Origin of the sequence: Cyanobacterium aponinum PCC 10605 (assembly GCF_000317675.1) — a bacterium.
GTDB lineage: Bacteria > Cyanobacteriota > Cyanobacteriia > Cyanobacteriales > Cyanobacteriaceae > PCC-10605.
This window is the reverse complement of the sequence record NC_019776.1, coordinates 2,624,921-2,651,259: the sequence shown is the minus strand read 5'-3', so window position 1 is coordinate 2,651,259 and position 26,339 is coordinate 2,624,921. Positions and strand designations below refer to the sequence as shown.

27 protein-coding genes are annotated in these 26,339 nt (G+C 34.5%); 19 read left to right on the top strand and 8 right to left on the bottom strand.

Annotation, left to right across the window (positions count from 1 at the left end; translation table 11 throughout):
• Positions 1-172: 172 nt before the first annotated feature.
• Positions 173-1,480, bottom strand: a complete 1,308-nt coding sequence (gene thrC, locus CYAN10605_RS11030; RefSeq protein WP_015220021.1) for a threonine synthase — start codon at positions 1,478-1,480, stop codon at positions 173-175.
• A gap of 646 nt (positions 1,481-2,126) precedes the next feature.
• Here thrC and CYAN10605_RS11025 point away from each other — a divergent pair.
• Entirely contained in the window at positions 2,127-2,336 is a 210-nt protein-coding gene (locus CYAN10605_RS11025; RefSeq protein WP_015220020.1) for a hypothetical protein, read from the top strand.
• Between the two features lie 258 nt (positions 2,337-2,594).
• Here the strand turns inward: CYAN10605_RS11025 and CYAN10605_RS11020 are convergent, their stop codons facing one another.
• Both CYAN10605_RS11020 and CYAN10605_RS11015 read right to left on the bottom strand, forming a co-directional pair.
• Complete coding sequence (locus CYAN10605_RS11020) at positions 2,595-4,811, bottom strand: DUF1796 family putative cysteine peptidase (protein WP_015220019.1); 2,217 nt, start codon at positions 4,809-4,811, stop codon at positions 2,595-2,597.
• Positions 4,812-4,945: 134 nt separating this feature from the next.
• The gene (locus CYAN10605_RS11015) at positions 4,946-5,641 is read right to left on the bottom strand and encodes a Crp/Fnr family transcriptional regulator (RefSeq protein ID WP_015220018.1); all 696 of its coding nucleotides are present in this window, start codon (positions 5,639-5,641) and stop codon (positions 4,946-4,948) included.
• 223 nt (positions 5,642-5,864) lie between these two features.
• Here CYAN10605_RS11015 and CYAN10605_RS11010 point away from each other — a divergent pair, with 223 nt between their 5' ends.
• The 10 genes from CYAN10605_RS11010 to CYAN10605_RS10965 all read left to right on the top strand — a co-directional run bounded on the left by CYAN10605_RS11010 (position 5,865) and on the right by CYAN10605_RS10965 (position 12,229).
• On the top strand, positions 5,865-6,254 hold the full coding sequence (locus tag CYAN10605_RS11010; protein WP_015220017.1) for a Na+/H+ antiporter subunit E: 390 nt from the start codon (positions 5,865-5,867) through the stop codon (positions 6,252-6,254).
• Positions 6,255-6,285: 31 nt separating this feature from the next.
• Positions 6,286-6,534, top strand: coding sequence for a hypothetical protein (locus CYAN10605_RS11005; protein WP_015220016.1), 249 nt, complete (start codon positions 6,286-6,288; stop codon positions 6,532-6,534).
• 439 nt (positions 6,535-6,973) lie between these two features.
• Positions 6,974-7,258, top strand: a complete 285-nt coding sequence (locus CYAN10605_RS11000) for a monovalent cation/H(+) antiporter subunit G (protein WP_015220015.1) — start codon at positions 6,974-6,976, stop codon at positions 7,256-7,258.
• A complete protein-coding gene (locus tag CYAN10605_RS10995; RefSeq protein WP_015220014.1) occupies positions 7,251-7,835 on the top strand; it encodes a DUF4040 domain-containing protein in 585 nt (194 codons plus the stop codon). Before CYAN10605_RS11000 ends, CYAN10605_RS10995 begins: the two co-directional genes overlap by 8 nt.
• 35 nt (positions 7,836-7,870) lie before the next feature.
• On the top strand, positions 7,871-8,533 hold the full coding sequence (locus tag CYAN10605_RS10990) for a Na(+)/H(+) antiporter subunit B (protein ID WP_015220013.1): 663 nt from the start codon (positions 7,871-7,873) through the stop codon (positions 8,531-8,533).
• A gap of 134 nt (positions 8,534-8,667) precedes the next feature.
• Positions 8,668-9,297, top strand: coding sequence for a lipoyl(octanoyl) transferase LipB (gene lipB, locus CYAN10605_RS10985; protein WP_015220012.1), 630 nt, complete (start codon positions 8,668-8,670; stop codon positions 9,295-9,297).
• A gap of 125 nt (positions 9,298-9,422) precedes the next feature.
• Positions 9,423-10,130 carry a lysophospholipid acyltransferase family protein gene (locus tag CYAN10605_RS10980; protein ID WP_015220011.1) on the top strand — a complete coding sequence of 236 codons (708 nt, stop codon included), beginning with the start codon at positions 9,423-9,425 and terminating at the stop codon, positions 10,128-10,130.
• A gap of 188 nt (positions 10,131-10,318) precedes the next feature.
• Positions 10,319-10,861, top strand: a complete 543-nt coding sequence (locus CYAN10605_RS10975) for a TRAP transporter small permease subunit (protein WP_015220010.1) — start codon at positions 10,319-10,321, stop codon at positions 10,859-10,861.
• Positions 10,862-11,044: 183 nt separating this feature from the next.
• Entirely contained in the window at positions 11,045-11,569 is a 525-nt protein-coding gene (locus tag CYAN10605_RS10970) for a type II secretion system protein (RefSeq protein ID WP_241212762.1), read from the top strand.
• A gap of 45 nt (positions 11,570-11,614) precedes the next feature.
• Positions 11,615-12,229: a glycosyltransferase family 2 protein gene (locus CYAN10605_RS10965; protein ID WP_015220008.1), complete on the top strand. Its 615-nt coding sequence runs from the start codon at positions 11,615-11,617 to the stop codon at positions 12,227-12,229.
• A gap of 276 nt (positions 12,230-12,505) precedes the next feature.
• Here CYAN10605_RS10965 and CYAN10605_RS10960 read toward each other — a convergent pair whose 3' ends face one another.
• A complete protein-coding gene (locus CYAN10605_RS10960) occupies positions 12,506-13,012 on the bottom strand; it encodes a hypothetical protein (protein WP_015220007.1) in 507 nt (168 codons plus the stop codon).
• A gap of 504 nt (positions 13,013-13,516) precedes the next feature.
• On the opposite strand from CYAN10605_RS10960, the gene CYAN10605_RS10955 reads away from it, so the two are divergent.
• The 5 genes from CYAN10605_RS10955 to cobD all read left to right on the top strand — a co-directional run bounded on the left by CYAN10605_RS10955 (position 13,517) and on the right by cobD (position 19,651).
• A complete protein-coding gene (locus CYAN10605_RS10955; RefSeq protein WP_015220006.1) occupies positions 13,517-14,893 on the top strand; it encodes an RNA-guided endonuclease InsQ/TnpB family protein in 1,377 nt (458 codons plus the stop codon).
• A gap of 76 nt (positions 14,894-14,969) precedes the next feature.
• A complete protein-coding gene (locus tag CYAN10605_RS10950; RefSeq protein ID WP_015220005.1) occupies positions 14,970-16,013 on the top strand; it encodes a photosynthetic reaction center family protein in 1,044 nt (347 codons plus the stop codon).
• A gap of 302 nt (positions 16,014-16,315) precedes the next feature.
• Positions 16,316-17,803: a bifunctional aminoglycoside phosphotransferase/ATP-binding protein gene (locus tag CYAN10605_RS10945; RefSeq protein ID WP_015220004.1), complete on the top strand. Its 1,488-nt coding sequence runs from the start codon at positions 16,316-16,318 to the stop codon at positions 17,801-17,803.
• A gap of 296 nt (positions 17,804-18,099) precedes the next feature.
• A complete protein-coding gene (hbs, locus tag CYAN10605_RS10940) occupies positions 18,100-18,384 on the top strand; it encodes a non-specific DNA-binding protein Hbs (protein ID WP_041922830.1) in 285 nt (94 codons plus the stop codon).
• 184 nt (positions 18,385-18,568) lie between these two features.
• Positions 18,569-19,651, top strand: a complete 1,083-nt coding sequence (gene cobD, locus CYAN10605_RS10935) for a threonine-phosphate decarboxylase CobD (RefSeq protein WP_041922829.1) — start codon at positions 18,569-18,571, stop codon at positions 19,649-19,651.
• Between the two features lie 170 nt (positions 19,652-19,821).
• On the opposite strand, the gene aroQ is transcribed toward cobD, so the two are convergent.
• A complete protein-coding gene (aroQ, locus tag CYAN10605_RS10930; RefSeq protein ID WP_015220001.1) occupies positions 19,822-20,271 on the bottom strand; it encodes a type II 3-dehydroquinate dehydratase in 450 nt (149 codons plus the stop codon).
• A 58-nt stretch (positions 20,272-20,329) separates the two neighbouring features.
• Entirely contained in the window at positions 20,330-20,467 is a 138-nt protein-coding gene (locus CYAN10605_RS18870) for a hypothetical protein (RefSeq protein ID WP_015220000.1), read from the bottom strand.
• Positions 20,468-20,644: 177 nt separating this feature from the next.
• Here CYAN10605_RS18870 and CYAN10605_RS10925 point away from each other — a divergent pair, with 177 nt between their 5' ends.
• From CYAN10605_RS10925 to CYAN10605_RS10915, 3 genes are all read left to right on the top strand, one after another.
• The gene (locus CYAN10605_RS10925; protein WP_015219999.1) at positions 20,645-22,264 is read left to right on the top strand and encodes a B12-binding domain-containing radical SAM protein; all 1,620 of its coding nucleotides are present in this window, start codon (positions 20,645-20,647) and stop codon (positions 22,262-22,264) included.
• A 146-nt stretch (positions 22,265-22,410) separates the two neighbouring features.
• Positions 22,411-22,665 carry a hypothetical protein gene (locus CYAN10605_RS10920; RefSeq protein ID WP_015219998.1) on the top strand — a complete coding sequence of 85 codons (255 nt, stop codon included), beginning with the start codon at positions 22,411-22,413 and terminating at the stop codon, positions 22,663-22,665.
• 165 nt (positions 22,666-22,830) lie between these two features.
• Entirely contained in the window at positions 22,831-24,432 is a 1,602-nt protein-coding gene (locus CYAN10605_RS10915) for a B12-binding domain-containing radical SAM protein (protein ID WP_015219997.1), read from the top strand.
• Positions 24,433-24,563: 131 nt separating this feature from the next.
• Here the strand turns inward: CYAN10605_RS10915 and CYAN10605_RS10910 are convergent, their stop codons facing one another.
• Entirely contained in the window at positions 24,564-25,388 is an 825-nt protein-coding gene (locus tag CYAN10605_RS10910) for a lysophospholipid acyltransferase family protein (protein ID WP_015219996.1), read from the bottom strand.
• Positions 25,389-25,467: 79 nt separating this feature from the next.
• Positions 25,468-26,175: a WecB/TagA/CpsF family glycosyltransferase gene (locus CYAN10605_RS10905; protein ID WP_015219995.1), complete on the bottom strand. Its 708-nt coding sequence runs from the start codon at positions 26,173-26,175 to the stop codon at positions 25,468-25,470.
• Positions 26,176-26,339: the final 164 nt, after the last annotated feature.

The window sequence follows — 26,339 nt, the reverse complement described above, 5'->3', positions numbered from 1 at the left end:
TTATGTATTTTTTTAGTAGTGAAATATCTTAAAATAATAGCTCTTTTACTTTAAGTATGTAAATTTTAAGTTAGGGTAGGGAACAGGAAGCCCCCCCTATTTCCCCCCTTGAAAGGGGGGAGAGGAACAGGGAACAGAGAATTATTTATTTTTAACTCCGAACCCCGAACTCTTATACTAATACTTGTTGCCATTCTAAACGATCGAGGGTGCGAGAACGCTCCAAAGCTCTTTCAAAACTGTCTAATTTAGGCTCAATGATTAAAGGTTCGCTGATGTATCCTTGTACAGCTTCTTGAGTTTTCAAGCCATTACCAGTGATATAAACAACGGTGCTTTCTTCAGGATCAATTTTTCCCGCTTCTACCAATTTTTTCAATACGGCAACGGTTGTACCCCCTGCAGTTTCAGTAAAGATACCTTCAGTTTCTGCTAAGAGTTTGATCCCTTCAATAATTTCTGCATCGGTGACAGATTCGATATTACCGTTAGTTTTACGAGCAATATCTAACGCATACATACCGTCAGCAGGATTACCAATGGCGATCGACTTAGCAATGGTATTGGGTTTAACAGGGGTGACAAAATCTCTGCCTTCTCTGAATGCTTGAGCAATAGGAGAACATCCTTCCGCCTGAGCACCACTGAAACGCACTGCTTTATCATCCACTAAACCGACTTTGACGAATTCTTGGAAACCTTTATAAATCTTGGTGAAAAGAGAACCAGAAGCTAAAGGTGCAACGATGTGATCAGGTAATTTCCAGCCTAATTGTTCTGCTACCTCAAAACCGAGGGTTTTTGAACCTTCAGAGTAGTAAGGACGTAAGTTAATGTTAACAAATCCCCAACCATAGGTGTTACCAACTTCACAACAGAGGCGATTAACTTGATCATAGTTACCTTTAACAGCCATGACAGTGGGGTTATAGATTAATGTACCTAAAACCTTTCCTGCTTCTAAATCAGAAGGAATGAAGACACAACAGTCTAAACCAGCATGAGCAGCGATCGCAGCCGTAGAATTGGCTAAATTACCAGTACTAGCACAGGAAACGGTGGTAAAACCTAACTCTCTAGCACGGGTTAGAGCCACGGAAACGACTCTATCCTTAAAGCTGAGGGTAGGCATATTAACAGCATCATTTTTAATATAAAGATTTTTCAGACCTAAACGACGAGCCAAGCGGGTGGATTTGACCAAAGGAGTCATACCTGTACCCACATCAATAGGATTCTCACTTTCTACGGGTAAAAATGCTTTGTAACGCCAAATGGAATTAGGTCCGGCGGCGATGGATTCACGACTTACTTGAGCTTTGATGGCATCATAGTCGTAGGCTACTTCTAGGGGTGCAAAGGTTTCCTCACAAATATGAATCGCTTTGAGAGGGTATTCTGCACTTCCTTCTTTAGATACTAATTTGGTGAAAGTGGGTTTTAATTTATTGTCTGTGGTACGTGCGATCGCTTGTGTCATTTTTTACTCTCCTGTGCTTTACGAGTGATAAATCTGAAAATTGATCTTTAAAATGATTGCTTTTTCAAAAGTATAACAGCAATAAAATTTGTTGGCAAATATATCCGACTAAAATAGTCGGGATTAAAGTAAAAAGGGCAAGGGGCAAAGGACAAAGGTAAATAGTAAATAACCTCAGTTCGGTTTAATAATATTGGGTGAGGGTAGGTTTCAGGTGTCAGGTTGCAGGTTGCAGGTGTTAGGGGTTTTTAGCAAGGGGCTTAAGCCCCTTGTTTAAGTCAGTTCGGGTTAAGGCAATTTTATCGTTATTTCTAAGAAGAAGCTATAAGGTTTTCTGACTACGAGTTGAGATGCTTTCAGCTTATCCAAAACTCAGGTTAAATAGAGAATAATAACTCCGAACTCGAAATGTTGAGATATTTAACTAAATTGTCAACTAATAATAAATTTTGGGCATACTGAAATTAGGAGTATTAAGTGTGAATATTCTTGTTTTTCCACTAAATGGCTTTTTTTTGACTAATTTTCCTTGTTGTCTCACATTGAGAATATTTGCCAAATTATTATGTAAAAGCACTTTGGTGATGAGGTCGTGAATCGAAACAAAAATTAATTTCTGGATTCATCAAATAAGGAGGTATGTACCATGATGTATAGTTTTCGCAGAGTTACTCATGCGGTTTGGAGTTATCTTAATCAATCTATTACTCCCACAGAAGAAGAATATTCCGTTTGGAAGCCGAGTAGATTTTGGTATATTTACAAGATTAGAATTTTAGAGAAGTGTTGGTTACAGAAGTCTTTTATACCTGCCCATGAGATTCGTGGACAAGACGAGTACAGAGCGGGAAATTAATTGCTAACATTATGCACTTACCTTGTCATGTCAAATTGGGGTAGGTTTCAGGTAGTAGGTTTCAGGTAGCAGGTTTTCTCTTTCTAGCACTTAGTTATAAAGGTGAAGTACTCACATTCGTCGATTTTTTTTATTGTTGTCTGTTACCTGATTTCTGCTATGAGTCTATATAAAAAGAAGAAAATCAATAAACATACATTTTTTGTAAATTATTGTTACTTTTTCCTCTTTCCTTGTTTTCGACATCTTTGTAAATTACTAAATGGTACACCAAAAGAGGTTTTTACTGGTGACACCTAAAGAGTCAAGAAGCGATCGCATCTTTTGTGAACATTCCCACCAATAATCATGATTATCATACATCCAATCGGGATTGTAATAGATATTTTCGTGTAAAACTCCTTCTAAATCGGAAAACTCCTGAGAATCTTGTTCCGACATTATTAATAAACGAAAGGTTTTTCCCTGACATTTTTCCTTTAATTTGCCCATTATATCGATGACTTGTTCTCTATCTGCTCTACCAGTACGAATAAAAAGCACTTCATCACACTTATCAATAGTAGCCCAAAAACGGTGCGATCGCCCCTGATAACGTTTTTTCATTCTCTTGAATACGGGAGTCATATCATTAATGGGGTCATCTGTATTTTCTACTTCATGGGCAAAAGATAATCCTGTCCATTTACTGTGATATATTCGACCATGCTCGTCATTATAGTGGAGATATTCAGGATTCCACATATCTTCAAAACCTGTGTCAATAATGTCCGCCACATCACTTAAATTAGTGGTACGAGTTAAATCGAAAGGATAAGCAGGTCCATCATACTGAATTTTATGTAACAACATTCTGACGGCACAGCGATCGCCCAATGGTAAAATAGCAATGCGTTTTAATTCTGATAGGGGGCATTTATACTGAAAAGGTAAAGCTGACTTCGGAGGTACTTTAATACGACTTTCTAACCCCGTTTCTCCCAACATCATACGGCGAAAAGGAATATCAGGATGAAGCAAATCATCATAAACCCCTTGTTTCATGTCCCGTAAAGCCTCAGAAACCTCTTTCCACATTGGTTGAACATTATATTCATGTTCTGATTCATTAATTAAATAGAGATTATTTTCATCTATTTTTAAAATTCCTAATGAACCATCATAGAATAACACCTCGCTCTTATCAGGAGAAAAGAAAGCCGACAGGGGTAAATATTCTAAAGCATGGGAAGGGGGGATATTGACAATCGTATCAATCGTTTTCTTCTCCCCCAACCAGAGGGAAAAATTCGCTACCCTTCTGGTATTAGCCAAATATATTCCCTTTTCTAATAATTGATTATTCTGTAAGCAATCTTGTAATTCTAAGCGATAAGGATTAATTTGAAAATCAACTTTACTATTGTTTGTGAATAAGAGGCTATTATTTTTTTCTCTCCAAGCTATTTTAAAACCCTTTTGGTCATCAAATAAGCAAACATCTATCGGCTTAAGAGATAGTTTTTTTTTTCCTGCTTCCTCTTTATTAAGATCAAAAATAGGTACATTAATCGCCGAAAACATTACCCGATGCCCCTCACTATTGGGGTGAGCTACATCAAAAGATAAACCTTCTGCAAAACGCCCGTTACCATCATTCAATTCCGTTAACCAATCCAATACAGGTACATCCCAACTTAACATACGGCTATGGGTATCGTATAAAAACCAATTATGTTCAGCACTATATTCACCGTGAGGATAAACTGAGCCTAACATAGGAATTGCACCTATTTCCTTTGTCATCTGGATTAACCTCTGCAATCCACTTTCAAACCTTTGTTGCAATGCTTTTCTTTCGTGGGGTTGACAATAGGCAAAACCTTCATTGCCGAGAGAAAGGGCAATAATCACAATATCAGGTTTTTGGGGAATAACTACCGACTCAAATCTTTTAATGGTAGTAGAAACACTCGCTCCCAATTCGGAGACATTAATTAATTGATGACCATATTTATCTGCTAAAGTCTCTTTTAATAATTCTGCCCATCCTTTCAAGAGCCAAGCACTACAGCCCATAGCAACAGAACTACCGATAACTAAAATTCTTAAACCATTTTTATCCTTGAGGGGAGGATTTTGAATCAAAGGCTTTTCCCAATAGCCATAGGGATAGGGTTGTAGGTGTCCAAACCAACCATCTTCCACAATTAAAGTGGCTTCTTTTGCTTCTTTTTCAAGGGGTATCCAACGATTATCATTACCTAAAGATTCCCAAATCACTTCTCCTTCGGCAGAGAATTTGAGATATTTATATTCTATTTTTGAGTCAGTATAGGGAATGTCAACATCTGCCCACCATAAAGGATAGCGATCGCTCTTTGTTTGTAATGGGATACAATTAGAAATGCTCCAAGATCCTAATTCAGCCGTTGAACCAAGAAGGGCAATTGATTCTCCCATATTAGTATGGGCACTTACCTGAAAACGATACATAAAATCCCCAGCCTCTGACGAGTAAAATCTAGTTTATGCCCTAATTTTTAGCACGAATTGTCCCAAAAATTTCAATTACCTTGCCTGAATTCGATATAAAATTATCGGTTAAGGTAGGTTTCAGGTTTCAGGTTTTACTCATTTCCTAGCTTTCCGATGATGTGGTGAAGTTGCTTAATGTTAGGTAAAAATAAACTATTAGTTTCAGATTCAACTACTAATAAGCCTTTGGTTTCTAGTTTTTCAACAATGTAATCTAATTCTTCTAAACTAAGTTGAGCTAAATCGGCTAAATCTTTGCGACCAAAATTAAATAATTTGATGCCTTTTTCTGTAGCTTTACCATATCTATCAGCTAAAGAAATTAATATTGTTGTCAATCTAACTTTTGGGGTTTGACGATGAAATTGACAATATTTTTGATATTCTGCCACTCGTTTAACCATCATTTTCAGTAAACGATTTTGAATTTGAGTATCCCGATAGAGAATTTGTAAAAATCTTTGGGCAGAAATACTTAATAATTCCACATCGGAAATGCAAGTGATACGACTATTGGTATTGACACTATCTAAAATACCCGCTTCTCCTACTAAACCGCCTTTGCCTGTAACTTCTACGGTGATACTTTCTTGATGATGATAAATATTTTCTAGTTTTACCCATCCTGAGACAATAAGATAAATTGCTTTACCCCAATTATCCTCGGAAATAATTACTTCGTTAGCACTGTAACTTTCATTTTCTGTCATGGATAAAACCCATTCGAGAGTTTCTGTGTTGAGATTGTGAAATAAGGAGAAAGTGTCGCTAAATTCCTGCGTCTCCATGAATTATTAACTTAAGAATTGCTTGATTTCATATTTTAGATTACTGCATTTTACTTGATCCTGTCATGATTTTCAATTAATTTTTGAAAATGAGAACACACAAAAACATATATAAAGCAAATTTCAATTCTTTTTCTCGGCATTTTAATTATAGACTATTTTCTATTTCATGATATATAATGATTGACTATTAACTATAAAACTTTTTTCTTAACAAGGGTCAATGATACTGCATCTTATATTTCGGCTAGGAATATGGTTTTTACTGACTTCTGATTTGAGTCCGGCAAATATTATGATTGGAGTTGCGATCGCATTTATCTTACCAAAGCCGAGAATTGGTTTAGCAGATATAAAAGAATGGTTAAAGATATTAGCGAAAATGTTGATCGTTTTTCCTCAAGCCTACTGGGAAGCTCTGGAAATTATGCTTTTTCCCCATCGTTATGAGGGATTAAATATGGAAAAAGTACCTGCGGGGCGATCGCCTTTACTAATTTTTTTGGACATATTTTTTATTACTTTTACGCCCAAAACTGTTGTTGTCAAATATCACAAAGAAGGATGGTACGAAGTTCACAGAATTGACAGAAAACAATTATTGACCGATTAATATTTACTCAATTTATTATTTTATTTAAGAGATGAATATTGTTATTATTTCGATGTTTTTAATCCTATTAATACCCATTTATCAAGCATGGCAAAATGAGGATATATGGCAAAGAATGTTAGCGGTTAGTAGCATTTCCACTAAAGCATCTATCATGATTTTAGCTATTTCTGTGTTTAAAGATGATTGGATGATGGGAGTTGTTGGCGTTCTTATTTTAACTATAGGTAATGCTGGTTTAATGTTATTAGCTCATCTTTTAAAACGTTTGAAATTATAAAAAAAATAGGCTCTCTTACTGTGAGTATATAAATTATTGGTTAGGAAAAGGTGTCAGGCGGCAGGTGGCAGGTGTCAGGTTAAATAATAAATATTAATTTATAACAATTAATTTTTTGTTATCGTTAATCTCTTAATTTACATAGCTTATAGCAATTATTTTTTGTTAATTTACCATAGCAACTGTAAAAGAGCCAAAAAATAAAATCTATTAACTAACATTGAAGAGGCTAACTAAATCATTTATGTTTAATATTAAATTTGCATTAACTAATTATTTTTATTCTTTTATCTTCAATTAATTTATTGTAAATTATTTTAATCTTTGTATATATCTGGGTAATTTAATTTTCTGATTCTTTCAATCAATTATTTCTATTTTTCATTTTTACTTAATTCATTTAAACTATATTTAAAATCTGTATAATTATTAATAAAGTATGGACTTTCTTACGTATTTTTTTATGGTAATTGGTTTAGTTTTTTGGTTATGGGGAACAATTCAAATATTAGATAAACGTTCCGTTTTGTATAAATTACATAGTTTATCTGTAGCTGACACTTTAGGTTCAATTTTAATTGTTTTTGCCTTAGCTTTGAAAATTCCTAGCGAATTACCATTATTAATTTTAGCAATAATTTCTTTAACTTTATGGAACACAATGCTCGGTTATGTCTTAGCTTATTGTAGTCGAAATCAAGAGGGGAAAAAGTTAAATGGATAATTTATATATTTATTTGATTATGGCTTTACTGCCCATTTCTGCATTAATGTTAATGATTCAAGTTAATCCTTATCAAGCCTTAGTAATTAGAGGAATTTTAGGTGCGATCGCAGTTTTGAGCTATATCATTTTAGGGGCGGCAGATGTAGCTTTAACAGAAGGTTTAATGGGAACAATGTTAGGGGTTGCTTTATATATTATTGCTGTTAGATCATCTTTTGTGATGCGTTTAGGAGTAATTCAGGAGGATAAAAAAAATACAGAAAAAGACCCTAATTTTGACAATATAAAAAATCAAATTAAACAAGTTATTAATAATTTTTATTTACGATTAGAATTAGTTTATTATTCTGAGCAGGAACTATTAAAAAATTCTTTTAATGATAAGAAAATTCATGGTTATATTTTAACAAGTAATCAATTAGATAAAAAATATTTGCTAAATATACGCACAAAAAGACTATTTGATATTCTTCAACAGGGAATAAAATCAGAGCAATTACTAATTGGCTATCAAATGGATATAAAAGAAAACCAAGATCAATATTTAGAATACGTAAAAAATAACGCTAATTAATATTTATTAAAACTATTTAAGCAAGGGTAAAAACCATGAAAATACTATACATAATTGCTAGTTTGGCAATGTTTATAAAAATCTTAGTTATGCCCAATACCATGGCGGAATTGTCGGAAATGTCCATTGTTGAAATGGTTGTTGAAGATACAGGTGTACCTAATGCTGTATCAGGAATTATATTTCGCAACCGTCTTTACGACACCATTTTTGAAGTGATTGTATTTACTATTGCTATTTTAGGAGTCGGGTTTTTGCTGTCTAATGAACAGCCCACTACTGTAGTTTATCAATTTACAGATCAACCATCTATCGTTTTAGCTAGATTAGGGGCGACTATAACCGCCCTTGTCACCACGGAATTAGCGATAAGAGGTCATTTAAGTCCGGGGGGCGGATTCGCCGCAGGAGTGGCAGGAGGCACAGCTATTGGCTTAATAGCGATTACATCTTCATCTCAAACGATGGAGAAAGTTTATAAACGATTTTCTGCCGCAACCTTAGAAAAAGTATCTGTTTTATTATTTATTATTCTTGCGATCGCAACTTTAACTGGTATAGAATTACCTCATGGTAACTTAGGTTATCTTATTAGTGGAGGCTCGATCCCTCTTTTAAATATTATTGTAGCTTTAAAAGTTGCTTTAGGTTCATGGGCGGCTATTCTCTTATTTGTACGTTATCGAGGGCTTTTTTGATCTCAAAAAGTCAAAAGAAAGGGCAAGGGGCAATAATTCGAGTTCGGAGTTAAGATAAAAAAAGATAAATAAATTGTCCCCTAACACCTTAAATACCCCAATCCATAATAAATTGAATCCAGTTACCAGACAAGATGGCTCATTTGGAAATAGAAGATTTAGGTTTATTACCTTACAAAATTGCATGGGAATATCAACAAAGTATCGTCCAACAAAAATTAAATAATCCTTCTTTCCCTGATAAGCTAATTTTAGTACAACATCCCCCTGTCTATACATTAGGAACGGGAGCAACCACAGAAAACCTCAAATTTGACCTAAATTCTTTTTCAGGGGAAATACATCGCATCGAAAGGGGCGGAGAAGTAACATATCACTATCCCGGTCAAATAGTTGCTTATCCTATTTTAAATTTACGTTCCTATCAACAGGATTTACATTGGTATTTAAGGCAATTAGAAGAAGTTATTATTTGTTTATTGGCAAAGTATGATGTAAAAGCAGAAAGAATAAAAGGTTTAACGGGAGTTTGGGTTGATAATACAAAAATAGCTGCGATCGGAATTAAAGTCAAACGTTGGGTTACGATGCACGGTTTCGCATTAAATGTTAACGGTGATTTATCGGGATTTAATCAGATTATTCCCTGTGGCATTAAGGATAAAGGAGTAACCAAATTAAGTAATTTTCTACCCAGTATTTCCGTTGAAGATGTTAAACCAGAATTAGTTAAAACTTTTATCAGTATTTTTGAATGTTCGTAACAAATCTTAACTCAAGTTTGTGAGGGGTGCAAGTTGAGAAACTGTCACTATAGCGGTTTAAAAGTTTGATAAATGCCTTTAAGCTAGAAATATAAGAAGTTTAGTATTTAATTACATAAAGTTCCATGGTGACAAAAACAGAATCCCCCATAACCAAAAATGAAAATCAGCACATTATTAAGTCTGAAATTTCCCCTTGGTTAATTAGGTTAGTTTATCCTTTAGCTAACAGAATAATTTTTCCTTTCTTTTTCAAAAATATCCATATTGAAGGCAAAGAGAATGTCCCAAAAAGTGGGGCGGTAATCATTGCACCAACTCATCGCTCCCGGTGGGATGCTTTAATTGTGCCTTATGCCACTGGTAGAATGGTAACAAATAGAGATCCTTTTTTTATGGTATCAGCAAACGAAATGAAAGGGTTTCAAGGTTGGTTTATCCGTCGCTTGGGGGGGTTTCCCGTTGACACAGAGCGCCCAGGGTTAGAAAGTTTATATCATAGTGGAAAATTATTATCTGAAGGCAAGATGGTTGTTATTTTCCCTGAAGGAAATATTTATCGCACTGTTAATACAGTTAATCCATTGAAAAGAGGTATTGCCAAAATTGCCTTGGAAGTGGAGGCTAGTAATCCAGAAGTCGAAGTAAAAATTTTACCTGTTGCGATTAAGTATAGTGAGGTGATTCCTAGTCGTGGCTGTAGTGTTAATGTGAAAATAGGTTCTTGTTTAAGGGTTAATGAATATCTTAATGGTTCAATTAGGGAAAATAGTATTCGTTTAACCGCAGATTTAAAGACTTCTTTACAAAATGAATTAAATTTATTATCTTAAATTGGCGTTGCTTAATCATGGTATGAAATGTTCTGAAATTATACCAAAAATTAAGGCTCTATTTTGCCTTTCCAATTTTTTTCATCTTAAATTATTTGTAAGAAATTAATGAATGATTGGATGGATAATATCATTAAAATCTTTTGATCTGTAAAAATATATATAATTTCTGATGAAAGGGAAACGTTATGGGAATAGCCTTAAAAATATCGAAAATAATAGACAATATCAGTGAATGGTGTGGCAAGATTAGCTATGGCTTAGTATTAGTAATGATTGCCTTGGGAGTGTGGAATGTTTTAGGTAGATATATTGGTAAGATTTTTGGTGAAAATTTGAGTTCTAATAGCTTTATTGAATTGCAGTGGTATGTATTTGATATTATCTTTTTTTTAGGGGCGGCTTATGCTTTAAAGGTAGATAGTCATGTTCGGGTTGATCTTTTTTATAAAGATTTTTCTCCGAAATTAAAGGCTTTAGTTAATATTTTAGGGGTTGTTTTATTTGTTTTTCCTTTTTGTGGGGTAGTAATTTATTTTTCTTGGCAATATGTAGCTAATTCTTGGCAGATATGGGAAATTTCTGCTGATGAGGGGGGTTTACCTCGTTATCCCATCAAAACAATGATTCTGGTTAGTCCTTTTTTGCTTATCCTACAAGGAATTTCCGAAATTATTAAAAATTTGGATATTTTTCTCAATAATTCTTCGGTTAAAGTCAATGAATCATGACATGAGTTTATTTTTATAAACTTTATTTCGTCATTTTATCGGTCTTTTACATTAGTTATGATAATTTAACAAAAAATAAGAGCTTCAAAATTTTCAAACTTAATATTTTTTAGCAAAAATTTGTCATAGTTAAGATTCTATTTGGGTAGTCTTGAAATATAGCGGCAGAAAGTCGGAGCTAAGATGATGAAAGACTACCATCGTTCGCTTTTAAAAAAAGTAATCTCAAATTTACCGACAAATTATCACTATTTTGGGCAAAAAGGCTTTAATTTGCTTGAATTGTTGATTGTAACTTTTATTCTCGGCATTTTAGCTGCGATCGCAGTTCCTAATTTATTGAAACAAGTAGATAAAGCCCGTTATACTCAAGCAATAATGGATATGGACTGTATAGCAGACGATGTCAGGACGTATCACTTAGAAAATGGAGTTTTTCCGAAAGACGTAGGCAGTAACACGAAACCATCTGGGGTTAATTGTTTTCCCCGTCGGAATATCGATAAAATTCCCTTTAATTCTCGCTACGATTATGAAAGTTGGAATGGTGGTTCGCAAAAGTGTTATATTCAAATAACTTTTTTTGGTAAAAACGGAGTGCGCAACAGTCCTACAAATCGGGTTGTTTTTTCTGAACCCGGTCTATATTATGACTATGATGATGACTTAATTTTAACTTTGGGTATATTTGATACCCCCTGCCAGTAAAATCATTAGACTTTTTACTTCTCGCTCTAATATTGTCTTAAATTCATGTTAACTATTCTTTCCGTATTGCTTTTTCTGCTTAGTTTTATTCACTTCTGTTTAGCAGTAACTTTAATGGGTGAATGTCTGGCTTCTGCTTTAAACATAAAAAAAGACGAGAATTTTAATGATAAATGGTTACATACATCTGTTAGCGTTTTAATTCCTGCTCATAATGAAGAAAGAGTGATTTCTCAAACTTTAAAAACGATTATTCCCCAATTAAAATCAACAGACAATATCATTGTAATCGCAGACAATTGTACAGATTGTACTGTGGCAGTGGTAGAAAATATGGGGGTAAAAATTATTGAGCGTCAAAATGATTTATTAAAAGGCAAGGGTTATGCTTTGGATTTTGGGGTTAACTATTTGAGAGAAAATCCCCCAGATGTAGTTATTTTTATAGATGCAGATTGTAATGTTGAACAAAATGCGATCGCATCTTTACTGATATTTTTCGGGATATTTATTGCGTGGGTGAAATTTGCACGGGAAGAATTAACCTTAACAACACTAATGAAAATTCCTTTATATATACTTTGGAAAATACCTCTTTATTTTAAATTTTTATTTAAGCGAGAAAATCAATGGATTCGCACGGAAAGAGATGACATTTAGTTATCAGTAATGAGTAATTAACCTCAGTTCGGTTTAAGAATATTGGATAAGGGTAGGTGTCAGGTTTCAGGTTGCAGGTTGCAGGTGGTAGGGGTTTTTAGCAAGGGGCTTAAGCCCCTTGTTTAAGTTAGTTCGGGTTAAGGCAATTTTATCGTTATTTCTAAGAAGCTATAAGGTTTTCTGACTACGAGTTGGGATGCTTTCAGCTTATCCAAAACTCAGGTTAATTATGAACTATTTACCTTTGCCCTTTGCCCCTTGTCCCTTGCCCTTTCACTATAAAAACAATAATCCTGTAAGAGTTAAACCAGAAACAATTAAACTTAACCAAATAAAACGATTATCTTTAGTATTTATTTTGCTGAAATCTTCTAAAACAATCTGAGGCGGAGGTTTAATTTTTTTTCCGTTACTAGGAGGATTATATTTAATTAAATTGTTAGTATCAGCGTTTAAGTCTGGAATTTTTGTCATCCATTCTTCTGGTCTTTTTAATTGAGGTGCTTTCAGGATATACAATAATTTTAGAGCCTGTTTCCTTGTTTCTAAGTGAGGATGTGCTGTTAATTCCTCACAAAGTGCGATCGCTTTTTCTGTTTCTCGTCCTGCTTCATAGGCATTTACTAACCAAATTCTTGCTTCTCCTCCCACACGAGTATAAAAAGAAGCTAATTGACAGGCTTTCTCCAAATTTTCAATACTGAGACGATAGCACCCTTTTTCAAAAGCTAATTTTCCCGTTTGATATAAATTGTTAAATTCTGACTCAGAAATCGGCTTCACGATCGAATTTTTGACTATTTAATAATTTCTTTACTATTCATAATATCTCAAAAGACTTCTATCTTTTTAAGTAAACTACCTCCTCTAAGAATAAACACTTATTGACTATATTCCTTTTTAGTTATAAAATGGCGTTTAAAGTTACTCAAAATATTTGCAATCATTCTACAAAACATAGTGTATTTCCTTGTATTAAGCGTATTGTGTCCTGTTAGATAATGTAGGAAAGATTGTGAGTTGATAGGTGATAAATACAAGAAAGGTTAGTGAGAAATAGCCACCTGTTTTAACAACGGGTGGCAGAACGAACGTTGCAGATTTTAATCTGCCTGTGCTTTGTCTAAACTAATCCTGTCTATGTACTGCTCAATTACTTGAGTCATTGTCATCTCTTTTAATGACGCATACTCCTTCAACTTTGTAAACCTTTTTTCTGATAACTTTACCCCAAGAAATTTTGTTTTTACCATTGATTTATGTTTTAAACGATGTTAAAATTATAGCATGAATTATAAAACTATCAGAATCTTACTAACAAACAATATTAGTGACGAATGCAACGACTATTTACAGTTTACCTGTGAACAGTCAAATAAGTTGTATAATTCTACAGTATTTCTGATTAGACAATCTCATTTTGAAGATTGCCCTAGAAATATATATTTTGATAAAAATGATTTATTGCGTTCATCTTTTAAGCTAAGAAAGGTAAAGGCTAATTATCCTAACCTTTGTAAGGAGTTAAAAACAAATGTTCATTATCAAGCGATAGGTGGGAGTCAAGGACAACAAACTATTAAGTCAGTAGCGGAAGCATTTAAAGCCTATAACCAATTATTATCACTGTGGTTTAAAGGGGAAATAGAACATAAACCTAAAATGCCTAGCTATAGAAAAAATGGTTTATATGCAGTGTCTTTTACCAAGCAACAAATAAAAATAACAATTGATGGTTATTGTAGATTGCCTATCCCAAAAACTCAAAAAGATGAACTGGTGACAAAAGAGCTAATAATTCCTAGTGCTAAAGGAGTGAATAGCCATAATATTGCTGAAGTCAGGATAGTACCGTCATTAGGCAAGTTATGGGCTGAGTTTGTTTATAAAACACCAGAAGTAAAAGCAACCGAATTAAATTACAGTCAAGCTCTAGGAATAGATACGGGGGTAAGTAATTTAATAACTGCGGTTAGTACTAAAGGCAAGTCATTTATTTTATGTGGAAAACGTTTAAAGTTCATCAACCAAAAATATAATAAGACTGTAGCTCAATATAAAAATGGGAAATCAGAGTTTTATTGGGATGAATTTTTAGATGAAATAACCCATAAAAGAAATTGTCAAGTTAAAGATAGTATTAACAAATATGCTCGTTTTATTATTAATTACTGCCTTAATAATAGGATAGGTGACATCGTATTTGGTTGGGGGCAAGGTGTGAAGAGTAATGCTAATCTAGGTAAGGGAAATAACCAGAACTTTGTACAACTACCAACAGTGAGGTTAAAAAACCGTATAAAAGAATTAGCCGATGAAGTGGGTATAAGATTCACTGAGACTGAAGAAAGTTATACAAGCAAGTCATCTTTTCTCGATAATGACTTATTACCAAAATATGGTGAAAAACCCAGAGAGTATAAGTTTAGTGGGAAAAGAATAAATAGAGGTTTGTATAAAACGGCTAAAAGTTACTTGATTAATGCGGACTGTAACGGAGCTATCAACATTTTAAAAAAGGTAAGCACACAGCTAGGGATAACCCTAGCCGAGGTGTCTAAGGAAGCATTGACTCTTCCTAAGCGATATAACGTTAATTCGTTAACTAAAGTATATCGTAAGCGGAGCGAACAGGTTTTAACCTGTGTAGCGACATCCGCTTAGAATCCACGTATTTCAATGCGTGGAGAAGTCAAATAACTCATTAGACAACAAGATAAAGTTGTAGGAGTTCTAAATTATGGCAAACATAGCTCAAAATAGTTCCAGTTTAAACTATGATTCTCTTTGGGATCGTTTCTGTCGATGGATTACTAGCACTAATAACCGTATCTATCTAGGATGGTTTAGTGTGTTAATGATTCCCACTGCCTTCGTCGCTGCGATCGCATTTATTATTGCCTTTGTTGCCGCCCCGGGAGTGGATGTAGATGGTATTCGTGAACCCGTCATGGGTTCGCTTTTAAGCGGTAATAATATTGCAACCGCCGCCGTTGTGCCTACTTCTGCCGCCATTGGGCTACATTTTTATCCTTTATGGGAAGCAGGTTCGATCGATGAATGGCTTTATAATGGTGGTACTTACCAGATGATTATATTTCACTTCTTAATCGCTGTCTGGGCTTATTTAGGCAGACTTTGGGAATTAAGTGAGCGTCTTGGTATGCGCCCTTGGATTGCTATCGCATTTTCTGCCCCTGCGGCCGCCGTAACTTCGGTATTGTTAGTTTATCCCATTGGGCAAGGTAGTTTTTCTCAAGGGATGCCTTTAGGAATCGTGGGGACATTTAATTTCATGATTGTGCTACAAGCAGAGCATAATATTTTAATGCACCCATTCCATATGTTAGGAGTCGCAGGAGTTTTAGGTGGTGCGTTATTGAGCGTCATGCACGGCTCATTAGTAACCTCTAGTTTAATTCGGGAAACCACAGAAGATATATCTCAGAATGAAGGTTATCAATTTGGTCAACAGGAAATGACTTATAATCTAATAGCTGGTCATGTGGGTTATTTAGGACGATTATTAATTCCCTCTCTTGCTTTTAATAATAGTCGTTCTGTTCATTTCCTCTTAGCGATTTTTCCCACTATTGGCATTTGGTTTGCGAGTTTAGGTATCAGTAGCGTTGCCTTTAACCTTAATGGATTCAACTTTAACCATTCTATTTTAGATAGTAACAATCATGTGATTCCTACCGATGCAGATATGATTAACCGTGCCAATTTAGGCTTTGAAGCTATGAATGCACCGAATACTCATAACTTCCCAAATTTGATGTAGCTACATCTTAACTTAAATTACTACTCAATTTTTATCAGGCTAGGATGATTTATTCTTAGTCTGATTTTTTTTAGCATTTATCTAAATACTGAGGTATATCACTTATTTGTATTCGGAGTTAGGAGTTAAAATTAACAGATTTTGACAAAAACAGTAAATAAATTGATTTTCTTATTTTCCATTTTTGACTAATGATTCAACATTCAAAAAATCAAACTGTCAAATCTGCTCTTATCCGATATTCTTAAACTTAACTGGGGTTATCTTTTAATTTGCCCATTATTGATAACAAATATACTAAAATGTCTCAAGAAAAACTAATCCAAAGAATGCAACAGGCTAATTTTTATCATCACCCCGTAAAAGAGCCTATAAAAATAATACAAACACACTGCTCGATCGTATTTTTAACGGGAAACTATGCCTATAAAATGAAGAAAATAGTTGATTTTGGTTTTCTTGACTATTCTACTTTGGCAAAACGCCAACATTTCCTAAGTGTTGAGTTAGAAATGAATAAGCAGATTGCCCCTGATTTATATTTAGAAGTCTTACCCATCTACGAAGAAAATAACAATTTTTATTGGCAAGAGCAAGGGCAAATAAAAGAATACGTCTTAAAAATGAATCAGTTTCCCCAAGAAAATCTATTACTAAATATCTATCAACAGGGAAATTTAACCTCTCAACACATGAAGGAATTAGGGAAATTAGTGGCAAAATTCCATCAAAACACCGTTACCAATGAGTATATAACCAGTTTTGGTACTCCTGAAAAAATAGGCGAATCCATCAGTCAAAATTATGAGCAAACGCAAAAATATATCGGTATTGCCCAAAATCAAGAACAATATGAACAAACTAAAACATTTACAGATATTTTTCTCCATAATTATCGAGATGTTTTAGAAAAGCGTCAAACTGACCATAAAATCAAAGAATGTCACGGGGATTTACACCTTAAAAATATTTGCATATGGCAGGATAAAATTCAACTTTTCGATCGCATCGAATTTAATGAACCTTTCCGCTTTGTGGATGTTATGTATGATGTTGCCTTTACGGTGATGGATTTAGACTCTAAAGGAGAAAAAACCCTTGCTAACGTCTTTTTAAATACTTATTTAGAAGAAACGGGGGATTGGGAAGGAGTGCTGGTTTTACCGTTATATTTGAGTCGTCAGGCTTATGTGAGGGCAAAAGTTACCTCTTTATTGTTAGATGATAGAGCCATATCGGAAGAAGAAAAAGTAAAAGCTAAAGAAACCGCCGCCGCCTATTATCATTTAGCTTGGCAATATACCCAACCATCTCAAGGGAAAATTATAATGATGTCGGGGTTATCAGGCTCAGGAAAGACAACCATTGCCACCAAAAAAGCACGGGAGTTAAATGCTATCCATATCCGCACTGATGCAGTGAGAAAACATCTTGCAAATATTCCCTTACAAGAAAAAGGCGAGAAAGAAATTTATTCTCAGGCAATGACGGCAAAAACCTATCAAAAACTCCTAGATTTAGCTAAAATTCTTACCATTCAAGGGTTTAAGGTGATTCTTGATGGAAAATTTGATCGCATCTGTTGGCGACACCCCGTACTCGAATTTGCCTTAAACCATAACATCGAATTTGAAATTATCTATTGCCATGCACCATTAGATGTTTTACAAAATCGCCTTCGCCAGAGAAATAGCGATATATCTGATGCCACACCAGAATTATTAAAACAGCAACAGAAGCAACAAGAAGCCTTTACGGAGAAAGAAAAACTTTTCTTAAAACAAGGTTAAAGACGAAAAAATCAATTTATCCCATTTTCTCCTTATTTTAACTCTGAAATCTGAACTCAGAACTCCGAACTTTGATCCGTATTTAACTGAGAAAAAGTAACAAATCTTTACACAAAAGCAAAAAAATGTAAAAAATTCGATAAAAACTATAATTTTTCGACATTTCAGCGTTGAATCATGTAATATCAGATCTAGTGTCAAAACACGAAAACACTTAGTGAGTGGTAATTTGAGCAAATCTTTACCATAAACTTTGTTTTATGACAATCATTTTCAATCAATTAGGAGATTATTTTATGAACAAAGGTGAATTAGTTGATGCAGTAGCGGCAAAGGCAGAAGTAACCAAAAAACAAGCTGATTCCGTAATCAGTGCTACTATTGAGGCAATTATGGAAGCAGTATCCTCTGGCGACAAAGTAACTTTAGTTGGTTTTGGTTCTTTTGAAAGCCGTCACAGAAAAGCAAGAGAAGGGCGTAATCCGAAAACTGGGGAAAAAATGGAAATTCCCGCTACCAATGTTCCTGCGTTTTCTGCGGGTAAACTATTTAAAGAGAGTGTAGCAAAAAATAACAAGTAATTTGGCGAAATTCATGTGTAGCAAAGATCGACCTTTTTCGGTTGGTTTTTGCCTTGTATTTTTGTCAAAGAATAGTGGCTTTAAAGCCCTGTTTTTTTAGAAAAGTAATTTTTGGTGTATAGTCAACCTTTGCCCTGTACATCCTTTTACTTTGCCCCTTTTATCTTATCTTTGGGTGATTGATTTGAAGCGACCAATTCACGGAGGAAATCTTGATTGGGCTATGAGCCTGATGAATCATGAAACTGCTACTCAGGTAGTGGATTTTTCTGCTAGTATCAATCCTTTAGGTCCTCCCCAAAGTGCGATCGCATCTTTAAAAGCTGGTATAGTTGAGTTAAATCACTATCCGAATCCTGACTATCCTCAATTTCGCCTTGGGGTGGCAAATCATCACCATCTTGACGAGAAATATATCTTACCGAGTAATGGGGCGGCGGAGTTACTTACTTGGATAGCATGGGAATGTCACGAGTTAGAAGGAGTTTTACTTCCTTCTCCTTGCTTTGCAGACTATAAAAGGGCATTAAAGACATTTGGGGTGAAATATCAATTTTATCCCTTGGATGATTTAGACAAGGGTATTAATTCCCCTCAATCATCCCGTCTGGCAATTTTGATTAATAATCCCCATAATCCCACAGGAAAACTTTGGACTCGTCTTAGTTTACAGCCCTATTTAGAAAAATTTGCTTTAGTCATCGTTGATGAAGCGTTTATGGACTTTCTGCCCCCTCAAAACCAAGAAAGTTTGATCGATTTTATTAAAGATTATGATAATTTAGTAATATTGCGATCGCTCACTAAATTTTATTCACTCCCCGGCTTAAGAATCGGTTACGGTATTAGTAACCCCCAAACAATTGCTAAATGGCAAAAATGGCGCGATCCTTGGAGTGTTAATAGTCTTGCGGAAATAGCCGCCGTCGCCTGTTTACAGGATAAAGCATTTCAAGAAAAAACATGGCAATGGCTACCCCCAACCCGTGAATCGTTAAAGCAAGGTTTAGATAACATTGAATTTTTACAAGTTTTACCCAGTCAAAGTAACTTTCTTTTAGTTAAAACCCAAATCCCAAGCACTCAGTTACAGCTAAGACTGCTAAGACAAAAACAAATCCTCATCCGTGATTGTGTCAGTTTTCCTGAGTTGGGAGAAAAATATTTCCGTGTCGCTGTTAAAACCCATATTGATAACCAAAAACTCCTAGATGAACTAAATAAACTATCTAAAGCCATTGTCGAAAACCAAGAATGGTTATCTTGAAGTGTGAGTGAAAGATCCATTAGAGGATGGTAGAGAAGCGGGAAGAGTTTTTATAATCGATATGAACTGCTTAATGATTGTTTTGGGGAAAATTTTGTCGATCAATAGTCTCAACTACTCATTTTCCAAAAGGTTTTTCATCGAACTCAGGTGATTTTGGTTGACATCGGTTATAAATCCTTCTGAAGATAATCGACTAAAGCCCTTAAACCCAAACGATAGCTATTCGCACCAAAGCCACTTATTTGACCAATTGCGACAGGGGCAATGTAGGAGTGATGACGAAACTCCTCTCGACGATAAATATTACTTAAATGAACTTCAACGGCAGGAATTGCTACACCCGCTAAAGCATCTCGAATAGCAACACTGGTGTGAGTAAATGCCCCTGCATTAATCAAAATTCCCTGATATTTATTTAAAGCCTGATGTATTTGGTCAACTAAAACACCCTCATGATTAGACTGCACACAAGTAACACTCACCTGCATTTTTTCACCGTCTAATCTCAAAATACCGTTTATATCTTCCAGAGTTTGATGTCCATATATGCTAGGCTCTCTAAGACCCAGCAAGTTAAGATTCGGACCATGCAATACTAAAATATTATGATTGGACAATTTATCTAACTATCTAAACAATATTAGTGAACCATTTAAGTCTTTATAAGAATTATTATTAATATCGTCTAGGATAATCTTTAACTGGAATGGGGATTAACTCCGCCTCTGGTTGACTTTCTGGACCGAACAAGGCTTCTATAACTTTTTGAGTCCATTCTTTGAGTTTTTCTAAGATTTTATCTACTTGCTCCATTGATCAAGAAGACTCCCATTTTTATTTGTTCAATATAACCATCATAGCCCTTCATTTCGTGAAATGCAACTTTTCTTAAACTTTGATTCGAGCAAAACTATTTCTCATCATTTAATTTTCTTTTCGTTATTATTAAAAAAAATTTTTATCCACTTACCCTCAACATTAATAACTGAAATGACTGCAACTGCTCATCAAAAAAACAACGCAAATCAATACATTCCCAAAAATAAAAAAAAAGTTTTATGTATTTTTCCTCAATATAGTCGTTCATTTGGCACTTTTCATCATGCGTATCCTCTGATGCCTAGGGTAAAAGGCTTTATGCCTCCTCAAGGAATACTTGTGGTTGCTTCTTATTTACCGCAAACATGGGAAGTAAGATTAATTGATGAAAATATTAAATCAGTAACCAAGACAGATTATCAATGGGCAGATGCCATCATAGTTAGTGGAATGCACATTCAAAAACCTCGAATCAAAGCAATTAACGAACTAGCCCATAAATTTGATAAAATCACCATTCTAGGTGGCCCTTCTGTCTCTGGATGTCCAGAATATTATCCTGATTTTGATATTCTTCATTTAGGAGAATTAGGAGATGCAACAGATAAAGTTATTGAATACATTGATAATCATCAAAAAAGACCTGAAAAACAGATTATTTTTGAAACTAAGCATCGATTACCTTTAGATCAATTCCCGATTCCTGCTTATAATTTAATTGATATATCACAGTATTTTATTGCTAACATACAATTTTCCAGTGGTTGCCCTTATAACTGTGAATTTTGCGATATTCCAGAATTGTACGGAAATTCCCCTCGTTTAAAAACCCCTCAACAAATAATAACGGAATTAGATGCTATTATCGCCTCTGGAAATCCGGGGGCGATTTATTTTGTAGATGATAATTTTGTGGGTAATCGTCGTGCCTTAATGGAATTATTACCCCATTTAATCAAATGGCAAAAAGAAAATGGCTACCCTATAGAGTTTACCTGTGAAGCCACCCTCAATATTGCACAAAGCCCGAAATTATTAGAAATGATGAGGGAAGCGTATTTCACTACGGTTTTTTGTGGCATAGAAACTCCTGAAGTATCAGCATTAAAAGCTATTTCTAAACAACATAACTTAAGTATGCCTATATTAGATGCTGTAAAAACCCTCAATAGCTATGGCTTAGAGGTTGTTTCTGGTATTATTATCGGTTTTGACACAGATACACCACAAACGGCGGACAATATTCTTGAGTTTATTAATGCTTCTCAAATTCCTATTTTGACAATTAATCTACTTTATGCTCTACCAAAAACTCCCCTATGGAATCGTTTAAAAGCTGAAGGGCGAATTATTGAAGATGAATCAAGAGAATCTAATATCGATTTTTTGATGCCCTATGAGGAGGTGTTGAATATGTGGAAACGCTGTATTTCAACTGCTTATGAGCCAAAATATTTATATCAAAGATTTGCTTATAATGCTGAAAATACTTATCCTAATCGTATCGAAGTTCCAAATAGTCCAGAAAGGGTTTCTTGGGCAAATATTAAGAAAGGATTGCATATAATGGGCAATTTAGTGTGGCAGGTAGGTTTAAAAAGTAGTTATCGTCAAATTTTTTGGGATATGGCTATTCCTGCACTAAAAAAATTAGATATAGAGACTATCATTCATATTGGCTTAGTTAGTCATCATCTAATTGAATTTACTAAAGAATGTATCCAAGGTAAAGAATCAGCTTCTTTTTACTCTCAAAAGAGAAAAGAATTAGTTGCTAGTGCTAATCAATAGTTTTAATTTATTTTTAGTTTTTTGGGCTAAAATTGAGGAATGAGGAATTCACGATAAATCAAATATTTAATTGATATTTTTTGTTTGAGTTAATCAAAAATTATCAATTTTTTTAAGTTGGTAATGGATATAATATTTTTTGTATAATGAAGGAAGATAATTTAAGAAGCAGAAAAAGAAAACCTCGCAATCTATCAGAAAAACTGGATGCTCAGGTAGAAAAAATTGTCTATAAAGTAATGACAAATGAGGGTTTAGAAGAAACAGTAAATACTGCCATTCAAAAAGCATTAATTAGTCTTATTATTCGTTATTCGGCATTAATTATTATAGGTTTATTATTGGTACTGGCTTTGCAAAATCTAATTTTAGTCATAATTTTAAAAAGTTTTTGGGAATAAATTCGTTCTCTGCAATTTATTTTTCAGATTAAAATATAGTTTGTAATTCATAATTTAGTTTTATATTTATTTGTTATTTTTAATTAGTAATTGATTTGTCAAACACAATTTAGTATTATTTTATTATAATTATAAGAAAATTTTTATATTTTTTATCATCATAATATGAGTATTTTTTCACAAGAAAAATTATTATTTACTCCTACGTCTAAAGATATTAATGCTATTCCTTTAATTTTTGCTTTTCCTAATGAATATACTGTGGGAATAACGAGCTTAGGTTATCAATTAGTATGGGCAAATTTTTGCTCTCGCCCCGATGTGGATGTTAGTCGTTTATTTACAGATATTCATGAGAGTTTACCTCGCAATCCTGAATTGGTTGGTTTTTCTTTTTCTTGGGAATTAGATTATGTTAATATCCTTAATTTGTTGGAGTTTTTAGGTATTCCTATTCATGCTAAAGATAGAAATGAAAATCATCCATTAATTTTTGGGGGTGGCCCTGTTTTTACCGCTAATCCTGAACCTTTTGCAGATTTTTTTGATGTTATTCTTTTAGGTGATGGAGAAGTTTTATTGGATAGTTTTATTAATTCTTATCAGGAAATAAGACAAGAAAGTCGTTTTTCTAAGTTACATTATTTGGCAAAAATAGAAGGTATTTATATCCCTAATTTGTTTGAGGTTAATTATCAACAGGAGGATGGAAAAATTGATAGTATTAAACCTCTTAATTCTGATATTCCTTCTTTTGTGGAAAAGCAAACTTATCGGGGAAACATTTTGTCTGCTTCTACGGTGGTGACGGAAAAAGCCGCTTGGGAAAATATTTATATGGTGGAGGTGGTGAGAAGTTGTCCAGAAATGTGTCGTTTTTGTTTAGCGAGTTATCTAACTTTGCCCTTTCGCACGGCTAGTTTGGAAAAGTCTTTAATTCCTGCCATTGAAAGGGGTTTAAAAGTAACTAATCGTCTAGGTTTATTGGGGGCTTCTGTGACGCAACATCCTGAATTTTCAGGGTTGATTGATTATTTAGGAAAATCGGAATTTGATGATGTTAGGGTGAGTATTGCATCGGTAAGAACTAATACTGTAACGGAAAAATTGGCAAATTTTCTGAAGAAACGAGATACAAAATCCATCACGATTGCTATTGAAAGTGGAAGCTCTAAAATTCGGGAGATTATTAATAAAAAGCTGGAAAATGAGGAAATTATTGAGGCGGCAATCAATGCCCAAGCAGGAGGATTAAGGGCGATTAAATTTTATGGAATGGTGGGTTTACCCCATGAGGATTACGGTGACTTAGATGCAACTATTGAGATGATGAAGGCGGTAAAAAAAGCCGCTCCTAGATTAAAAATAACCTTGGGATGCAGTACTTTTGTTCCTAAGTCTCATACTCCTTTTCAGTGGTTTGGAGTCAATCAGGATAGTAAAAAGCGATTACAATATCTACAGAAAAATTTGGGCAAAATTGGGGTTGATTTTCGTCCTGAAAGTTATAATTGGTCTATTATTCAAGGTTTAATTTCCAGAGGCGATCGCCGCTTGAGTAAATTGTTAGAATTAACTCGTAATTATGGGGATACTCTCGGTAGTTATAAACGGGCATTTAAAGAGTTAAAGGGGCAAATTCCGCCGTTAGATTATTATGTTCACCAAAATTGGCAAGTAGGGCAGGTTTTACCTTGGCAACACTTAAAAACGGCGTTGACGGAAGAGACTTTAGTAAAACATCTTGAATCAACGGGCATAAGATAAGTTCGAAGTGTTGAGGGATGAGGGGAGGGAGTGATGGGGTGAGCGGGAGAAATTAACGTCAACATCTTAATTCAATTTATTGAACGAACTACTATTAGCTGTGTATCATTCATTACACGGTGAAATAACTTTTAATCAATCCCTAGGTAAAGTAAATCTAATTCTTTTTGCATGGTATTGACGACTAAATCATAACATTCCTGAACATAAAGCCGAGCGCAACTTGCTTCTTCTCCGTAGCGAGGGAAATAGATGGGAGGGCAAACCCTTGTGGTAATTTGTAAGGGTAAGGGAATATTAGGTAGGGGGCCAACAGCTAATCCCCAAGGCAATCCGAAGTATATAGGAAACACTTGAGGATCAATATCAAACATCCATGGAAATAAACCCTGTTGATTTAATTTTTTGATTTCTTTGTATATGTTGGCAACCACAAAAATAGTTTCATGAGCTCCTTTAGCAATAAGAGGTACAATGGGAACTTGATATTTTAAGGCTAATTTAATAAATCCTTTTCTACCAACAAATTTTATTTTCTGTCTTTCTGTATAGGGACGAAATACATCATCTGCACCCCCCGGATATACTAAAACACTGGCTTTTTTCTCCAAAGCTGCGATCGCCATTTTGGGATGAGCTCGAATAGCCCCTGTTTGGGCGGCTAAACGAGTAAGACTGCCATAGGCACTCCACACGTTACGGTGCATTAAGCCATAAATGGGGCGTTGAGTGCCAAAACGACGAAACCAATCATACATCATCATTGTCATGTCAGGAGCGGCTAAACCACCATTATGAGAACCAACAAATAACACTGGCCCTTCTGGAATATTTTCCCAACCACTGGTTTTTACCTGAAAATAATATTTATACAAAAAACCCCATAAAGGCATTAATTGTTCAATGACTTCGGGGTTTCTCGCTGTTAATGACCAGCCTGAATATTGATTTGACATATACAATGAATAATTACTGAATAGCAATCTCCCATTTTAATTCTTAATTTCACCCAATGACTAATTAGGATTTACTGAGTCAAATCATAGCTTTAATAAAAAATCTTGGTAAGGCTAACATTCTACGCCAACGTGATGGTTCTTGATAAAGGCGGTATAACCATTCTAAATGATTATTGCAGAAAAATTCTGGGGCTCTTTCTTTGACTCCTCCCCAAATGTCGAAACTTCCTCCCACTCCAATCCATACAGCATTCGGGGCTAAGTGACGATGATTCATGATCCATAATTCTTGTCTTGGTACGCCTAAACCAACTAAAATTAATTTAGGTTGCACTTTTTTGATGGTTTCGCACCAATCATCTAATTCTTGTCCAGATAAGTAACCGTGATTGTAAATGATATGGGCAGAAGTTACTTTTTCTTTCCATGCTTGGGCGGCTTTTTCACTTACTCCTTTTGCACCTCCATAGAAACAGATAGGGTAGTCTTTCCCCTTTTTGCCAATTGCTTCAATGAGGGAAGCGGCTAATTCAATCCCTGCAATTCTTTGTTGTTTTTGTCCTCTACGTTTTAAATAAAATATCACTCCTGAACCATCAGGCACAACTAAATCCGCTTTATTAATGGCAGTGGCTAAATCTGTGTTTTTTTGTGCCATCATCGCCATTTCTGAGTTCATGGTAACAACGTGAGTGGGAGTATTATTTTCAACACGACTAATTAATAAATCTTGATAGTTTTCACTCAAATGTATAGGTAAACCTAAAACAGGAAAAGTCTTCATAAAATAGCAATTTTAAATATTTAGGAGAAATAATAATTTAAGCTAATAGGATTTTGAGTCACCATTCTATCATTAGAATGGAAAAACTGTTTTTTATATACTCTTTGCAAAACTAAAATTAATATCAATTTCCATGGAGAAATCGTCAATTTTTTTACTGTTAC

Bases quoted from the DNA above. Each gene is read 5' to 3' on its own strand.
- thrC (WP_015220021.1), bottom strand. From the start codon at position 1,480: ATGACACAAGCGATCGCACGTACCACAGACAATAAATTAAAACCCACT.
- CYAN10605_RS11025 (WP_015220020.1), top strand. From the start codon at position 2,127: ATGATGTATAGTTTTCGCAGAGTTACTCATGCGGTTTGGAGTTATCTT.
- CYAN10605_RS11020 (WP_015220019.1), bottom strand. From the start codon at position 4,811: ATGTATCGTTTTCAGGTAAGTGCCCATACTAATATGGGAGAATCAATT.
- CYAN10605_RS11015 (WP_015220018.1), bottom strand. From the start codon at position 5,641: ATGGAGACGCAGGAATTTAGCGACACTTTCTCCTTATTTCACAATCTC.
- CYAN10605_RS11010 (WP_015220017.1), top strand. From the start codon at position 5,865: ATGATACTGCATCTTATATTTCGGCTAGGAATATGGTTTTTACTGACT.
- CYAN10605_RS11005 (WP_015220016.1), top strand. From the start codon at position 6,286: ATGAATATTGTTATTATTTCGATGTTTTTAATCCTATTAATACCCATT.
- CYAN10605_RS11000 (WP_015220015.1), top strand. From the start codon at position 6,974: ATGGACTTTCTTACGTATTTTTTTATGGTAATTGGTTTAGTTTTTTGG.
- CYAN10605_RS10995 (WP_015220014.1), top strand. From the start codon at position 7,251: ATGGATAATTTATATATTTATTTGATTATGGCTTTACTGCCCATTTCT.
- CYAN10605_RS10990 (WP_015220013.1), top strand. From the start codon at position 7,871: ATGAAAATACTATACATAATTGCTAGTTTGGCAATGTTTATAAAAATC.
- lipB (WP_015220012.1), top strand. From the start codon at position 8,668: ATGGCTCATTTGGAAATAGAAGATTTAGGTTTATTACCTTACAAAATT.
- CYAN10605_RS10980 (WP_015220011.1), top strand. From the start codon at position 9,423: ATGGTGACAAAAACAGAATCCCCCATAACCAAAAATGAAAATCAGCAC.
- CYAN10605_RS10975 (WP_015220010.1), top strand. From the start codon at position 10,319: ATGGGAATAGCCTTAAAAATATCGAAAATAATAGACAATATCAGTGAA.
- CYAN10605_RS10970 (WP_241212762.1), top strand. From the start codon at position 11,045: ATGATGAAAGACTACCATCGTTCGCTTTTAAAAAAAGTAATCTCAAAT.
- CYAN10605_RS10965 (WP_015220008.1), top strand. From the start codon at position 11,615: ATGTTAACTATTCTTTCCGTATTGCTTTTTCTGCTTAGTTTTATTCAC.
- CYAN10605_RS10955 (WP_015220006.1), top strand. From the start codon at position 13,517: ATGAATTATAAAACTATCAGAATCTTACTAACAAACAATATTAGTGAC.
- CYAN10605_RS10950 (WP_015220005.1), top strand. From the start codon at position 14,970: ATGGCAAACATAGCTCAAAATAGTTCCAGTTTAAACTATGATTCTCTT.
- CYAN10605_RS10945 (WP_015220004.1), top strand. From the start codon at position 16,316: ATGTCTCAAGAAAAACTAATCCAAAGAATGCAACAGGCTAATTTTTAT.
- hbs (WP_041922830.1), top strand. From the start codon at position 18,100: ATGAACAAAGGTGAATTAGTTGATGCAGTAGCGGCAAAGGCAGAAGTA.
- CYAN10605_RS18870 (WP_015220000.1), bottom strand. From the start codon at position 20,467: ATGGAGCAAGTAGATAAAATCTTAGAAAAACTCAAAGAATGGACTCAA.
- CYAN10605_RS10925 (WP_015219999.1), top strand. From the start codon at position 20,645: ATGACTGCAACTGCTCATCAAAAAAACAACGCAAATCAATACATTCCC.
- CYAN10605_RS10920 (WP_015219998.1), top strand. From the start codon at position 22,411: ATGAAGGAAGATAATTTAAGAAGCAGAAAAAGAAAACCTCGCAATCTA.
- CYAN10605_RS10915 (WP_015219997.1), top strand. From the start codon at position 22,831: ATGAGTATTTTTTCACAAGAAAAATTATTATTTACTCCTACGTCTAAA.
- CYAN10605_RS10910 (WP_015219996.1), bottom strand. From the start codon at position 25,388: ATGTCAAATCAATATTCAGGCTGGTCATTAACAGCGAGAAACCCCGAA.
- CYAN10605_RS10905 (WP_015219995.1), bottom strand. From the start codon at position 26,175: ATGAAGACTTTTCCTGTTTTAGGTTTACCTATACATTTGAGTGAAAAC.